The sequence below is a fragment of the Mycolicibacterium sp. P4_G11 genome (assembly GCF_056555145.1).
The window spans coordinates 517,285-531,099 of the sequence record NZ_JBFUJW010000006.1 but is presented as its reverse complement, the minus strand read 5'-3'; the positions used below and the strand labels follow the sequence as shown (position 1 = coordinate 531,099).

The window sequence follows — 13,815 nt, the reverse complement described above, 5'->3', positions numbered from 1 at the left end:
CTCCGATCAGACAGGTTCGGGGACTTTCAGTTCCCGACGCAGGGCGGTGAAATCGGTGATGGTTTTGGTGGCGACGTTGGCGACGGGCCGGGCATTGCGACCGGTGGCCTCGGACTTGGACACCATCACCACACCGTCGATGTACGGCTGAATGGTGGTGGCGTTCTGCACCGTTGCGACGATCACCAGCTGGAAGCCGAACTTGCGGAACGCCTGCAGGGCCTGCGAGGCGAACTGCGGGTCGGATTTGGAGAACGCCTCGTCGAGCATCAGCTGCGCGAAAACCGGTTTGTTGTCGCCGCTTTCGGGGTTGGCCAGGTTGAAGCTGAGCGCACCGGCCAGGCAGAAGGCCATCAACTTCTCCTGCTCGCCGCCGGAATTGTCGCCGGCGTTGCTGTGCGTGCGGATCAGTTCGTCGTTGGCGACATCCCACTCGGCACAGTCGAACGTGAAGCGGTTACGCACGTCGAGTGCGTCGCGGGTCCAGGCCCGGTCCTCGGGGTTGTTGCCGGCCAACCGGTTCCGCAGGCGCAGGATGTCGGCGTACTGATCGAGGATGGCCTTCTTGTCGCCCAGCCCCACCTCGGCGATGCGCCGCGAGATGGCCTTGACGATGTCGGTCAGCTCGGAGACGGCGACCATGCTGCGCGGGTTGGCGCGCAGCGTCAGCCGCGTGCCGCGGTTGAATTCCACTGCGCCCAAACCGGTGTTGACCCGGTCGATCTGCTCGCTGATCCGCCGGGTCTCCTGCTCGGCGACGCGGTGCAGCGTCAGGATCGCGTCGGGCGCCTGTTCGGTGATCAGCCGCATCATGCGGTCGTAGGCGTCGGGTAGCTCGCGCTCGTCGATGTGGCGGCAGACCGCGACGTAGTCGTAGATGCGCTCGTCGAAGTCATCCGAGTCGTTCGGGATGGCGTCCGGGAACGAGGTGTCGAACGTCGCGACGATCCGCGACAGTTCCTCGTAGGAGCGCCGGCGGCTCTCGGTGAGCTGGTCGCGTTCGCGGCGGATGGCCGCGAACAACGCTTCACGGTGCGGCTCGGGGTTGAGCAGTTCCAGCGGCACCGGAACGTCAGCGGCGTAGCGGCGCAACAGATCTGTCGCGTGCTCCGACACGTCGGCGGGGGACAGCCGGTCCTGCAGGTCCATCAGCTTGGTACGACGGCCGTCGAGATCGTCGCGCCGGGTCTGGATGGCGCCGCGCCGGGTCATCAGGGTCTGGATGTCGACCCAGCATTCCTCGGCGCGGGCCGACAGCGCCTCGATGTCGGGGTGGTCGGCCAGCAGCAGGTCGTACTGTTCGCGGAGCCGGTCGGCATGGCCTTCGGCGGTGTCGGTGTCGATCTGGCTCCACTGCGGGAACTGCTCGTAGACGGCCTTGCAGGCCGCGGCCCGGTCGCGCCAGCGTTGCCGCTGCGCCGCAATCTCATCCGCGGCACGACGGGCGGCGCCGAAGGCCTCCTCGGCCTCGGTGAGCTCGGTGTGCAGCGCCTCCAGCTTGGAGCTGATGTCGCCCTGATAGATGTACTCGGACGGCTTGATGGGGCGCCGGTCGTCCTTGATGGCCAGCCGGTCGGAGTCCTTGTACAGACCCGTATCGGTGACGGCGCGGCGGAACCGCACGAACACGTCGGGGGTGTCCACGCAGATGTGGTCACCGGCCGCGGCGATCACATCTACGGCCTCGGCAGCGCAGGCATGCTTCGGCTTGACCAGGAACAGCTTGCCCGCCAACGTGTTCGGTTCTGCCTCGCGACCGGATGAGCCGGCCCGGACGTGGTGCAGCGCCAGGCGTCCGCGCATGTTGGTCTCGTTGACGAACCGCAGCACCTTGGCGTAGTGCTGATCCGGCACCAGCAGCCGCAGGCCGACCGGGCGCAGCACCTTCTCCACCGCGAGGCGCCACCGCGTGTGCTCGGGCTGCAGATCGAAAAGCTCGGCGACATAGGGCAGTTCGGCGGGGTCGATGCCCACACCCGCGCAGATCTGGTCGCGCATCGTGACCGCGGACTCGGGCAGCGCCGAGCCCACGTGCTCGACGCGCTTGAGCTCCTTGGCCGCGTTGTCGCGCAGGATTCGCGCCGACTTCTGCGCGTACTCGGCGTCGGTGGAGGTATCGCGGCCCCACTCCAACTTGCCCAGCATCTCGGTGGCCTGGCGGGTCAACTCCTCGCGCAGATTCCAGAATTCGTCGGCGCTGTCGGGCACTTCCACGCCAAGGGCCGCGACCATCTCCTCGTATCCCGCACGCCGGCGGGCCACATCGTCGGCCTGCGCCTCGGCCGCAGTTACCTGCGACTGCAGCGGGGCGACATTCGCCGATGCTCCGTTGATCTGGGCATTGAGCGAATCGCCCTCGGCCTTGGCCAGATTCAGCTGCCGGGTCAGGTCGGCGTTCTCGTGCTCCAGCTGGTCGATGGTCGCGTCGAGCGTCTCGATCTCGGCGGGACAGTGCCGCAGCCGGACGTGGTCGGTGTAGGCCCGCACCATCGGCAGGTCGACCAGATCGATGATGCCGAGGTCGGTCGACTCGGAGGCGTAGCGCACCTGGATGGCCTCGATGTCACCGAGGATCTTGCGCTTGCGCTGGGCCACAGCGAGCAGTTCACGGGCCTCGACGAGGGGGTCGATCTGCTTGAGGGCTTCGGGCAGCCGGGCCAGGCTGTCCGGCTCGTCCAGCATGAACTCGCGGACGAACTGCTCCAGTCCACCAACGCTTTTCAGTGACTTGGCCTTGCCGAGCAGCTGCTGCGCGGCGTCCGAGGCCCGGATGCCGATCGAGGCGTACAGCTGCGCGAGGTACTGAGACTCGACCTTGGTGGTGAACCGCCAGCCGTTTTCCTTGAACACCCCGGTGTCGAACCGGCCCGCGGCCCACCGGTTGCACACGTCCTCGATGTCCAGATCGCCGTCGCCGATGACGAACCGGCTCGAGGAGTCCGAACGTGATTCTCCGGTAAGCCATTTGAGCACGAGGCCGGTGATGGTGCGGCCGGTGTTGCTGGTGTAGCTGACCGCGACCGCGGACCAGGTGGTGCCGTCGCCGCGCAGGTACATGACCTGACTGGTGCCCGCGTCGCTGCGCTGACCCCACGCGCCGCGGACGTACTTGTCGACGGTGCGGCGGCCGGCGCTCGAGCCGGCCGCGGTGTTGTCACCGGAGGCGTTGAAATTGCGCCGGTTGAACGGCAGGAAGCCGAGTGAGATGGCGTCCAGCAGTGACGATTTGCCGCTGCCGGAGGCACCGGCGACCAGCGAACCGCCGGCACTGAACGGAATCGTGTGGTAGCCGTCGAACACACCCCAGTTGATGATCTGGAGCCGGGACAGGTGGAACTGCTCAGACATCTGTATCGGATCCCCCAGTGCCCGTGAGTTGTTCGAACTGCTGTTGCAACTCGGTGATCACCGAGGCCGTCATCACCGCGGTGATCACCGGGCTCACGGTGTAGCTGTCTTCGTCGTCGCGGCTGCGGCGCAGGATGTCGAGACCGGTCAGACGCGCGATGGCAGCGTCGATCCGGGCGGTGAAAGTCACGGCGTCGCGGTCGGTTTCGTTGAGCACCCCGGTGAACATGCCGTGCATCTCGTCGCGGCTGATCAGGAAACTCTGGTCGCCGCCGGCGCGCATCATCTGCGCCAGGTGCAGCGCCAGAATCGAGTCGTAGGTGCCCAGCGGCTCGCGCCGCAACACCTTGATGCCCTTGGCGGACTCGTAGCGGGCCTGCTCGATGAACGCGATGTCGACGCCTTCGGAGATGCGCAGCTGCAGGTCGAGTTCGGACAGCCGCACCGATAATTCGTTGCGGTACTCCAGGATCCAGCTGTAGATGTCGCGATCGGATTCGCTGCTGATATAGCGGCGGGTCAGCAGGTGCTGCAGTGCCCAGCAGGCCCGGTCCGGCATGGCGCTGACGTCGCCGTCGAACCGGGGCCGACGCTGCTGCGCCACCCGGCTGGCGCCGTCGACCTCGGGAAGGGAGGCGAAATCGATTGGGCTGTCGGTCATTATTGGCCTCCGCCAGGGCTAGTCATGTAAGGCTCCCGCCACCGCAACAGGCTCCGTGAACATCAGATACGGCACCTCGATCTCGCGGTCTCGGCCGTCGAGCGAACGGAAGCGCACCGACATTGTGTTGTCACCCGGGTCGCCTGGTCCCGAGGGTTGCTTGAGGGCCCACGACCACAACACGATGACGTGGCCCAGGTACGCCGAATCCAGCAGTGCGACGGCCTCGGCCAGCGACACCGGTCGGCGGGCGACCGCGGAATTGAGCATCTCGGACATCGCCGGTGCATCGACCTGGGTGGTCAGCGCCGCGAAGCTGGACAGGTCGACGTCGCCTTGTGCCGCTTCAGCCTGCCTCGGCGCCGACAGGTCACCGATCTTGAAGCTCAGCGCGCCGATCGAGCTGATCGCGTGACGCGCCAGCGGGACTTCGATGTCCAGCCGGGAGTCGGTCAGTGACGACTTCAGCAGCGCCCGGGCCGCGCCGATCGCCTCGTTGAGCTGCCGGGCGACGCCGCGGCTGGACTCCATGGTGCCGACCGCGGTGAACCGCTTGACCCGCTGCGCGCAGCGCTGCTGGATGCGTTCGACCTCGTCGATCTGATGTCCGATCAGCTCGAAGAACCCGGCCATCACCTTGCGCAACGCCGGGTCGAGCTCCGGGAGGGCAGACGCGACGGTGGCGATGTCGGTCTCGAATTCGGCGCGCTGGTCGGGGTCGTTGATCATCCGCAGGAACGCCCGGTGCGAATCGCGGCCCGCCGAATCCCACGCCGCCTGATAGTCGGCGTACATCTGGCGCTGCCGGTCGCGGTACTCGATGTTGGTGTCGATGGGATCGTCCAGCGCCTGCGTGGCCTGCTCGATCATGGTGCCGTACAGCCCGATGTCGGTGATCAACCGTTCCATCTGCAGCGCGATGGCGCGGGCCTCGTCGTACATGTCGGTGACGTCGGGCTCGGGCCGCAGGCCGGCTTCCAGCTCGTCGAGCTCGCGGTGCAGCGCGGCGATGTCGGCTTCGATGCCGGCCCGGATGCGGTCGGGGTCATTGCCGGCGCGGGTGGCGATCTGGCGCATGCGGGATGCGATGCCGCTGATCGAGCCGCCCGTGGCGATGCTGTCGCCCCGGCGCATGCCGCGGACGAAGTCGAGTGCGCGTCGCGCGTCCTGCGTCAGATAGCAGACGTTGCGTTCTGCTCCGGCACGGTTCTCGGCCACCCGATGCAGCCAGCCCTGGCTGGCCCACAACTTGATCAGGGCGAGGCCGGACTGGCCGAGCTGATCGTCGGTCTCGCCGAGGGCCGCCAGATCGCGTTCCAGCCGGACCACCAGCTCGGTCTCGGCGACCATGCCGTCACTGAGGTGCCGCTCCATCAGGGTGGCGTACACCCCGAGGTTGTTGGTGGCCAGCAGCCGGACTGCGCGCGAGCCCTGAACGTCGCGGTTGAGTTCGAGCAACTCGGCCGCCGACAGCGCCGCATTCTCTTGCACCCGCAACCCCTGACCAACCTGACTCTTCGGTGCGTTCCACCGCCGGTCCAAGATACTTGGCGAACTGGCGGTCGGCGTCAGCGGTGGCTCCGGTTTGAGGCCCGAAAGGTGCTTGCTGATATTGCCGGGGACGGCCCGTCCCACATTTGGTCTCAGTATGTGGACACCGGCCGGTTCCCGCACCGCCTCCGGCGCGGGCGGGTGCAGCAACTGCTCCGAGACGCCGATCCGGCCCGTATCCGATTTGCTCGGGACGGGTACGGGGCGTCCCAGGCGAGCCTCACCGGCCACGGTTGGTGCATGTGAGATCCGAGTCACGATCACGATGTGATGTGTTGCCGGTCACGACGTAAATATGGCGCCTGAGCATTACTAATCGGAATATATCGAGGTGGTGAACCCGTGCGCTCGGGGCCTCGCGGAGCGGTCGCTCGGCCACCTAAATGGGTTTGCCGACTGGCCATTTGCCCGGAAGGTTAGCCGGACTATTAATGGTGGTTTACCGGCTAAGACCGCGACCGGCATGGTGTGGGCCGCGAAGTAACGGCGGTCGCTATTGATTCGTTACGACTTCGTCAAAAACTCTGGATTAACTGAGTTACTCGTCGGTAAATTACCCGCCAGTAAGCAGACAACTGAAGGAGTTTGTTCATGAATGTTGCGGTCCGTCGCCATACCAAGGCGGGTATCTGCGCAGCGACCACGGCGGCCATTGTGGTCAGCCCGCTGCTGCCTTCGATGCCTGCCGCCGCCCACCTTCCGGCGCTGCCTTCGGTCAGTACCGCGGCAGTGCAGCTGACCGCGGCGTACAACCCGCTGCAGCCGTGGCTCGCCGCGTTCAACACCGCGTCGCAGAACGCGCAGCGCATCGGCGCAGTGGTCTCCGAGGCGCCGGCCGTGCTGCTGCAGCAGTTCCTGGCGAACCAGATCAGCCATGTGGGGGCGATCCTGCAGAACCCCGGCAACATCGGCGCCGTGCTCCAGGACGTCGGCCAGAACGTGAAGTCGGCGATCACCGCCGCCACGCTGCTGGGTACCAAGCCAGAAGACTGGACCATCGCCGATTCGAATGACGTCTGGCACGGCCTGGTGGCGCAGATGCTGCCGAACATGCTCCCGACGGCCGGCAACCCGCAGGCGTCCGCGATCGTCACGCAGGTGGTCAACGTGCTGGCGTCACCGCTCAGCGGCGTGCTGATGGGTTTGGTGGGTCCCGGCATCAGCCCGGTGGTGGCGCTGGTCAACAGCATCACCAAGATTGCCACCTCACTGGCCAGTGGTGACGCGATGGCAGCGGCGCAAGCTGCCATCAACATCCCGGCTGCCATGGTGAACGGCTTCCTCAACGGAGCCAACCTCAACCTGGATGTGCTGGCACCGCTGATCACCAAGACCATGCCCGCCGGCAACGAGCTGCAGAAACTCAACATCCAGTTCGGCGGCCTGTTCACTGCCGGCGTGACCGGCATGGACATGAGTGGCATCGGTGGCTCGATCCTGAACTCCCTCGGGCTGACCGCTCTCACGTCGCTTGCCCCGAACGATCCTCTGACCATCGCGGGTCAGGGCATCGGGCCGATCGGTGCGCTGGTGAACCTCAGCCACCTGCTGGCCAAGGCCATCGGCTGGAGCGGCACCGGTAATCCGCTTGCCCCCAAGGCGCCCGACGCGAATCCGACTGCCGCCACCCAGGTGTCGGTGACCAAGGCGGCCACGGACAACTCGATCACCTCGATCCCGCAGCCCGCGTTGGCGGTGACCCCGGTGAAGGCCGTCGCCCCGGCCTCGGCCAAGCCGGAGACCCCAGCCAAGGCAGAGACGCCAGTCAAGGCTGAGACCCCGGCCAAGGTGGAGACTCCCGCAACTCCGGCCACGCCCGCGACCCCGGCCACGCCGGCCACCCCGGAGACGCCTGCCACGCCGGCGACCCCGGCTACGCCCGCAACACCGGCGACGCCGACGAAGGCCGATGACCACAAGTCGGACACCAAGTCGGACTCGACCAAGCCCGACTCGACCAAGTCGGATACCAAGTCCGACACGAAGTCGGAAACGAAGTCCGAGACCAAGAAGTCCGAAACAAAGGCGAGCAAGCAGAAGTCGGAGAAGCCGAAGCCCGTCAAGAAGCCGGCTCCGGCGAAATCCACTGCAAGCGAAGGTGGTTCGTCGCACGGTGCCGATGGTGGTGCCAGCTCGCACGCCTCGGGCGCTTCGAGCAAGTAGTCAGTTGTCGGTGGGTCTCCCTGCTCGGGGGAGACCCACYGATTCCCGCCCGGAACTCTCCGTCAGTCAACCGAGCGCTTTGTCGTACCCACATCAACCCCAATCAGCTCGGAAAGAGGGAGTCGTTCTCATGCATTCAGCGGTCCGTCGCCATACCAAGGCGGGTATCTGCGCAGCGACCACGGCGGCCATCGTGGTCAGCCCACTGCTGGCGTCGACACCCGCCACGACCCACCTGCCGGCGCTGCCTTCGGTCAGCACGGCCGCGGTGCAGCTGACCGCCGCGTACAACCCGCTGCAGCCGTGGCAGGACGTATTCGAGACGGCCGGTGCCAGTGCGCAGAGACTCGGCAAGGAATTCGCCGCGGCGCCCGCCGTGCTGCTCCAGCAGATTCTGGCCAACCAGGTGAGCCACCTCGGAGCAATTCTGAAGAACCCGGGCAGCATCGGAACGGTGCTCGGTCAGGTGGTGAAGAACGTGCAGTCCGTCGTTCAGGCCGCCACGCTCCTGAACACCGACTACAACACCGGCCAGGCCTTCGGATCGCTCGACGGCTGGCACTACATGGCGCTCAACATCATGCCGAAGTTGCTCCCGACGGAGAACGACCCGCGGGCGACACAGGTGATCACCCAGGTCCTCAACTTTCTTGCCTCGCCGCTCAGCGGCGTCCTGATCGGCTTGGCGGGTCCGGCGATCAGCCCAGTGGTGGCGCTGGTCAACAGCCTCACCGCGGCCGGAGCGGCGCTGTCCACCGGTGACGCAATGGCCGCACTGCAGCACGTGATCAACATTCCGGCGAAGGTGGTCGGCGGTTTCCTCAACGGAGCCAACCTCAACCTCGGCGCGCTGGCGCCACTGATCAACGGCTCCGGACTCCTGACCCATGAGACGACCCTGCACGATCTGAGCATCCAGTTCGGTGGGCTGCTCACGCCCGGCGTCACCGGGGTGGACCCCGTCACCGGCGCCGCCAACAACATCGGCGGTTCGATCCTCAACTCGCTCGGTCAGGTCGTCACCACCGGCGTCATGGGGTTCCCGCTCGACCTGCCGATCACCGGCCAAGGCGTCGGACCGATCGGTGCGCTGATGTCGCTCGGGCACATTCTGGCCAAGGCCATCGGCTGGAGCGGCACCGGAAACCCGTTGGCCCCCAAGGCACCCGCCGTGAATCCGACCGCCGCCACCGAGGTGTCGGTGACCAAGGCGACGACAGACAACTCGGTCACCTCGATCCCGCAGACTGCACTCGCGGTGAAGCCGGCTACCCAGGTGAAGCCCGCCACCCAGGCCGGCTCGGAGACTCCCGCTACGCCCGCGAAGTCGGACAACTTGAAGCCGGAGGCGACCAAGCCGGAGGCGACCAAGCCGGAGGCGACGAAGTCGGAGACGACCAAGCCTGAGGCGACGAAGCCTGAGGCGACGAAGCCCGAGACGACCAAGCCCGAGACGACCAAGCCCGAGACGACGAAGCCGGACTCGACCAAGTCGGACACAAAGTCAGAGACGAAGTCCGAGACCAAGAAGTCGGAGACGAAGTCCGAGACCAAGCCGAGTAAGCAGAAGTCGGAGAAGCCGAAGCCTGTCAAGAAGCCGGCCCCGGCGAAATCCACTGCAAGCCAAAGTGGTTCGACCCACGCAGGTGCTGACGCGCACTAGCTAGAACCTGCCGAGACTACGGTTTCTCGTGTGCCGACGATGCCGCGCGAGAAACCGTAGTTTCGGCGTCACAGCAATACGTACCTGGCGCGGTGATGCAGCCGGAAACCGATCGACTCGGCCAGCGCTATCGCCGCGGTGTTGTCGTCGGGGACCCGAACGTAGGCGTGCGTCGCGCCGCGGCCCGCAGCCCAGGCGAGCATCTCCGCGCAGACGGCGCGGCCCAGTCCGCGCCGACGCTCCGACTCGAGCACGACGACGTCCGACAACCCCGCCCACACCCTGCCGCCGGGCGCCGTGGTCACCGCGGCACGCCCGATCGCGACATCGCCCACCGTGGCGAACGCCACTTCTCCGTCGACGACGGCGCTCAGTACCTCGGCAGGCACGTCGGCTCCGTGAATCCGCAGCCACTGGTCGTCGGGGTGCGACGGCAGCGCGGCATCCGAACCGCCCGACAAGGCGAGGGTCAACACCCGATTCGGCTCCACGCCCTCGGCGCGGACCGGCAGCAACCGTTCCGGCAGCGCCACCCACGGTTCCAACCCGAGTGCGGCATACCAGTCGGCGATCGCCGGCAACGCCGTCAGATCCGACGAAAAGAGCAGTGGCACAGCCGAGTTGGTTCGTTTGGTCGGTCCACCCGCCCGCAGCAGCCAGCCGTCGATCCAATGTTGCTGGGTACCCGGCCAGGCCAGTGCGGCGGCATGCTCGACCGCGCGAATCTCCGAATTGCGCACCGGGGCGTGCGACAGTTCCCGGACCGACATCACGTCAGTCGGCCTGATCTCGACGCGCTCACCCGATTTGGTGCGCACCACCACGAGCGGGCTCAGTGCCTCGATGTGGCCGACGACGTCGGTGAAGGCCTCAACCTCCGGCTCGGGCAACCGGTAGCGAAGCGAGACGCGGCTACCGACGCGCCCGCCAGCGGGCATCAGTGCCCGAACGGGTCGTCGACCTCGCCCGGCATCCAGCTCAGCCCGGGCACGCCCCACTTGTTCGACTTCACCATCCGCTTGGCGGCGCGCGCGTTACGGCCGATCAGACAGTCGAGGTACAGGAAGCCGTCGAGATGCCCGGTCTCGTGCTGCAGCATGCGAGCAAACAGTCCGGTGCCCTCCAGCTCGACCGGTTTGCCCTCGGCGTCCACGCCGGTGACCTTGGCCCAGGTGGCGCGGCCGGTCGGGAACGATTCGCCGGGGACCGACAGGCAGCCCTCGTCGTCGTAGTCGGGGTCGGGCATGGTCTCGGGGATTTCCGAGGTCTCCAGTACCGGGTTGATGACCACGCCGCGCCGGCGCTCGGTCTGGCCGCGGTCGTCGGCGCAGTCGTAGACGAACAGCCGCAGGCCGACACCGATCTGATTGGCCGCGAGGCCCACGCCGTTGGCCTTGTCCATCGTTTCGTACATGTCGTCGATCAGCGCGACGACATCGGAGGGAAGGGATCCGTCGGCGCCGACGGTCACCGGAGTGGTCGCGGTGTGCAGAACAGGGTCACCGACGATGCAGATTGGACGTACAGCCATGAGGAGCAATCTTAGGCGGACGACGATCCAGCGTTGAGGCGCCAGCCGCGTTGAGGAGTCCGGCAAATGTAACCGTGATCCGACTCGCGGGTAACGATCACGGCTCAATACCGTCCGCCGTGGTTGAATGTTCGCCGAACCACCTGGTGTGTCCCAGATCCGTTGTGACGTACGAAACAGGCTGGCATATACCGAGATCAGAGAAAGGGTCCAGGGGCGAAATGGACGGCGCTATGGCGCGTACTGAGCGATCCGGGGACGACTCTGAGCTCGCCGACGGGTTGACCCGCCGCGAACACGACATTCTTGGTTTCGAACGTCAGTGGTGGAAGTTCGCGGGTTCCAAAGAGGACGCCATCAAGGAGCTGTTCTCGATGTCGGCGACCCGGTATTACCAGGTGCTCAACGCACTGGTCGATCGGCCTGAGGCGCTGGCCGCGGACCCGATGCTGGTCAAGCGACTGCGCCGGCAGCGGGCCAGCCGGCAGAAGGCCAAGGCTGCGCGTCGGCTCGGTTTCGAAATCACCTAGCTTTTCTGCCCTGAGGGTCCGCCTCGATAAGGTGGGGAGCAATGAATCAGCGAGAGTCTTCCGGACTACCCCTGCGCGCCATGGTCATGGTGCTGCTGTTCCTCGGTGTCGTGTTCCTGCTCGTGGCGTTCCAGTCACTGAGTTCGGACAGCAGCTCGGAGTCGAGCTCGTCGAGCAGCTCCAGCAGCGCCGCGTCCGCCAGTGCGACGACGACGTCGACGACGCCCGCGCCGGCCAAAGCCGACGTGAAGGTATTCAACATCTCCGAGGTTGCCGGCGCGGCGCAGACCGTCGCCACCAAGCTGCACGAGGCGCAGTGGAACGTGACGGAGACCGATAACCTGAGCGTGGACGCCCCGCCGGCCGCCACGACCGTGTATTTCGGTGACGCGGCCGGGGAGAAGGAAGCCGCCGAGGCGGTCGGCAAAATCCTCGAGGCGCCGGTCGAACCGCGTATCCCGGCGCTCAATGACAAGGGACCGGGCGTGATCGTTTTGGTGACCGGTTAGGCTCTCGGGCATGCCGATCTCAGCTCCGATTCGCTTCCTTGCCGCCGCTGCGGTCATCGCGCCCGTGGTGGCTGCGTGTGCCCCTCCGGGACAGGTTCCCAGCTCCGTGCCCGGCACCACGCCGGCGGTCTGGACCGGTGTCGAGCACGCCCCGCAGGGCCATGGTGAGAAGGCCGGCGAAAAGGCTGCCCCGCAGGCGGCGCCGATCGGCGAGAAGCTGGTCGCCGAGCTGAAGACCCCCGACGGTGCGACGGTCGCGACCGCTGAGTTCCTGTTCAACGGCGGCTTTGCCACCCTGACGGTCAAGACGACCGAGGGCGGCGTGCTGACACCCGGCTTCCACGGTCTGCACATCCACTCCACCGGTAAGTGCGAGCCGAACTCGGTCGCACCGGCCGGCGGCGCGACCGGCGACTTCCTGTCCGCCGGCGGGCACTACCAGGCTCCGGGCCACACCGCGCACCCGATGAGCGGCGACCTGGCCTCTCTGCAGGTCCGCAATGACGGCACCGCGCAGCTGGTGACCACCACCGACGCCGTCACCGCCGAGCAGCTGCTCGCCGGAAACAAGACCGCGCTGATCATCCACGAGAAGGCCGACAACTTCGGCAACATCCCGGCCGATCGGTACGCCCAGATTCAGGGTGCCGTCCCGGGCGCCGACGAGACCTCGATGAATACCGGTGACTCCGGCAAGCGCGTGGCGTGCGGTGTCATCTCTGCCGGGTAGCGCGGACAGCCACACCCCACCGCGGATCGATTTCGCCGGGTCGCCACGACCGACCCTCGGCGTCGAATGGGAGTTCGCTCTCGTCGATGCCCACACGCGTGACCTGAGCAACGAGGCCGCCGCGGTCATCGCCGAGATCGGCGAGACACCGCACGTGCACAAGGAACTGCTGCGCAACACCGTCGAGGTGGTCACCGGCGTCTGCGACAACGTCGGCGAGGCCATGGACGATCTGCGCTCCACGCTGAGTCCGGTACGCCGGATCGTGCGGGAACGCGGTATGGAGCTGTTCTGCGCCGGGACACACCCGTTCGCGGAATGGGAGAGCCAGCAGCTCAGCGAAGGGCAGCGCTACGCCGAGCTGATCAAGCGCACCCAGTGGTGGGGTCGGCAGATGCTGATCTGGGGCGTGCACGTCCACGTCGGGATCTCGTCGGCGCACAAGGTGATGCCGATCATCACGTCGCTGCTGAACCACTACCCGCACCTGCTGGCGCTGTCGGCGTCGTCGCCGTACTGGGACGGTGAGGACACCGGCTACGCCAGCAACCGGGCGATGATGTTCCAGCAGCTGCCGACCGCGGGCCTGCCGTTCCATTTCCAGAAGTGGTCGCACTTCGAGCGCTTCGTCTACGACCAGCGCAAGACCGGCATCATCGACCACATGAACGAAATCCGTTGGGACATCAGGCCGTCGCCGCATCTGGGGACCATCGAAGTCCGGATTTTCGACGGCGTGTCCAACATCGCCGAGCTCGGTGCGCTGGTTGCGCTGACGCACTGCCTGATCGTCGACCTGGACCGCCGGCTCGACGCCGGCGAGCAGTTGCCGACCATGCCGCCCTGGCATGTGCAGGAGAACAAGTGGCGCGCGTCGCGTTACGGGCTGGACGCCGAGATCATCCTCGATGCCGACAGCAATGAGCGGCTCGTCACCGACGACCTGGACGACCTGCTGAACCGGCTGGAACCTGTTGCGGCATCGTTGAATTGCGCCGACGAGCTGGCCCGCGTCGCCGATATCTACACCCTGGGCGGGTCCTATCAACGGCAGCGCCGTGTCGCCGAGGAGACCGACGGGGACCTGCTGCAAGTCGTCGACGCGTTGGTGTCGGAGCTGGAGTTGTAG

The 13,815-nt window shown here is 66.5% G+C and carries 11 protein-coding genes; 6 read left to right on the top strand and 5 right to left on the bottom strand.

Features of this window, described 5'->3' with window-relative positions; translation table 11 throughout:
• Positions 1 to 6: 6 nt before the first annotated feature.
• Genes AC1U2B_RS16885 through AC1U2B_RS16875 form a run of 3 tightly spaced genes read right to left on the bottom strand, consistent with a single transcriptional unit; the run spans position 7 to position 5,500 of the window.
• Positions 7 to 3,348, bottom strand: a complete 3,342-nt coding sequence (locus tag AC1U2B_RS16885) for an ATP-binding protein (protein WP_480217627.1) — start codon at positions 3,346 to 3,348, stop codon at positions 7 to 9.
• Positions 3,341 to 4,009: a DUF4194 domain-containing protein gene (locus AC1U2B_RS16880; protein ID WP_043401156.1), complete on the bottom strand. Its 669-nt coding sequence runs from the start codon at positions 4,007 to 4,009 to the stop codon at positions 3,341 to 3,343. Before AC1U2B_RS16880 ends, AC1U2B_RS16885 begins: the two co-directional genes overlap by 8 nt.
• A gap of 18 nt (positions 4,010 to 4,027) precedes the next feature.
• Complete coding sequence (locus AC1U2B_RS16875) at positions 4,028 to 5,500, bottom strand: DUF3375 domain-containing protein (protein WP_480217626.1); 1,473 nt, start codon at positions 5,498 to 5,500, stop codon at positions 4,028 to 4,030.
• A 651-nt stretch (positions 5,501 to 6,151) separates the two neighbouring features.
• Between AC1U2B_RS16875 and gjpA (AC1U2B_RS16870) the strand changes: the two genes are divergently transcribed.
• Positions 6,152 to 7,723 (top strand): outer membrane porin GjpA, encoded by a 1,572-nt coding sequence (gene gjpA, locus AC1U2B_RS16870; RefSeq protein WP_480217625.1) that lies wholly within the window; start codon positions 6,152 to 6,154, stop codon positions 7,721 to 7,723.
• A gap of 130 nt (positions 7,724 to 7,853) precedes the next feature.
• Positions 7,854 to 9,386 (top strand): outer membrane porin GjpA, encoded by a 1,533-nt coding sequence (gene gjpA, locus AC1U2B_RS16865; protein WP_480217624.1) that lies wholly within the window; start codon positions 7,854 to 7,856, stop codon positions 9,384 to 9,386.
• Between the two features lie 68 nt (positions 9,387 to 9,454).
• On the opposite strand, the gene AC1U2B_RS16860 is transcribed toward gjpA (AC1U2B_RS16865), so the two are convergent.
• Both AC1U2B_RS16860 and AC1U2B_RS16855 read right to left on the bottom strand, forming a co-directional pair.
• On the bottom strand, positions 9,455 to 10,324 hold the full coding sequence (locus AC1U2B_RS16860) for an N-acetylglutamate synthase, CG3035 family (RefSeq protein ID WP_480217623.1): 870 nt from the start codon (positions 10,322 to 10,324) through the stop codon (positions 9,455 to 9,457).
• Entirely contained in the window at positions 10,324 to 10,917 is a 594-nt protein-coding gene (locus AC1U2B_RS16855) for a peptide deformylase (protein WP_043401167.1), read from the bottom strand. The genes AC1U2B_RS16860 and AC1U2B_RS16855 overlap by 1 nt, the downstream gene beginning before the upstream one ends.
• A 221-nt stretch (positions 10,918 to 11,138) precedes the next feature.
• Here AC1U2B_RS16855 and AC1U2B_RS16850 point away from each other — a divergent pair, with 221 nt between their 5' ends.
• The 4 genes from AC1U2B_RS16850 to AC1U2B_RS16835 are packed head-to-tail and all read left to right on the top strand — an operon-like array spanning position 11,139 to position 13,815.
• The gene (locus tag AC1U2B_RS16850) at positions 11,139 to 11,447 is read left to right on the top strand and encodes a nucleoid-associated protein NapA (RefSeq protein WP_029105136.1); all 309 of its coding nucleotides are present in this window, start codon (positions 11,139 to 11,141) and stop codon (positions 11,445 to 11,447) included.
• Between the two features lie 41 nt (positions 11,448 to 11,488).
• On the top strand, positions 11,489 to 11,956 hold the full coding sequence (locus tag AC1U2B_RS16845; protein WP_480217622.1) for a LytR C-terminal domain-containing protein: 468 nt from the start codon (positions 11,489 to 11,491) through the stop codon (positions 11,954 to 11,956).
• A gap of 10 nt (positions 11,957 to 11,966) precedes the next feature.
• Positions 11,967 to 12,686 carry a superoxide dismutase[Cu-Zn] gene (gene sodC / locus AC1U2B_RS16840; protein WP_480217621.1) on the top strand — a complete coding sequence of 240 codons (720 nt, stop codon included), beginning with the start codon at positions 11,967 to 11,969 and terminating at the stop codon, positions 12,684 to 12,686.
• On the top strand, positions 12,667 to 13,815 hold the full coding sequence (locus AC1U2B_RS16835; RefSeq protein ID WP_043987978.1) for a glutamate--cysteine ligase: 1,149 nt from the start codon (positions 12,667 to 12,669) through the stop codon (positions 13,813 to 13,815). The genes sodC and AC1U2B_RS16835 overlap by 20 nt, the downstream gene beginning before the upstream one ends.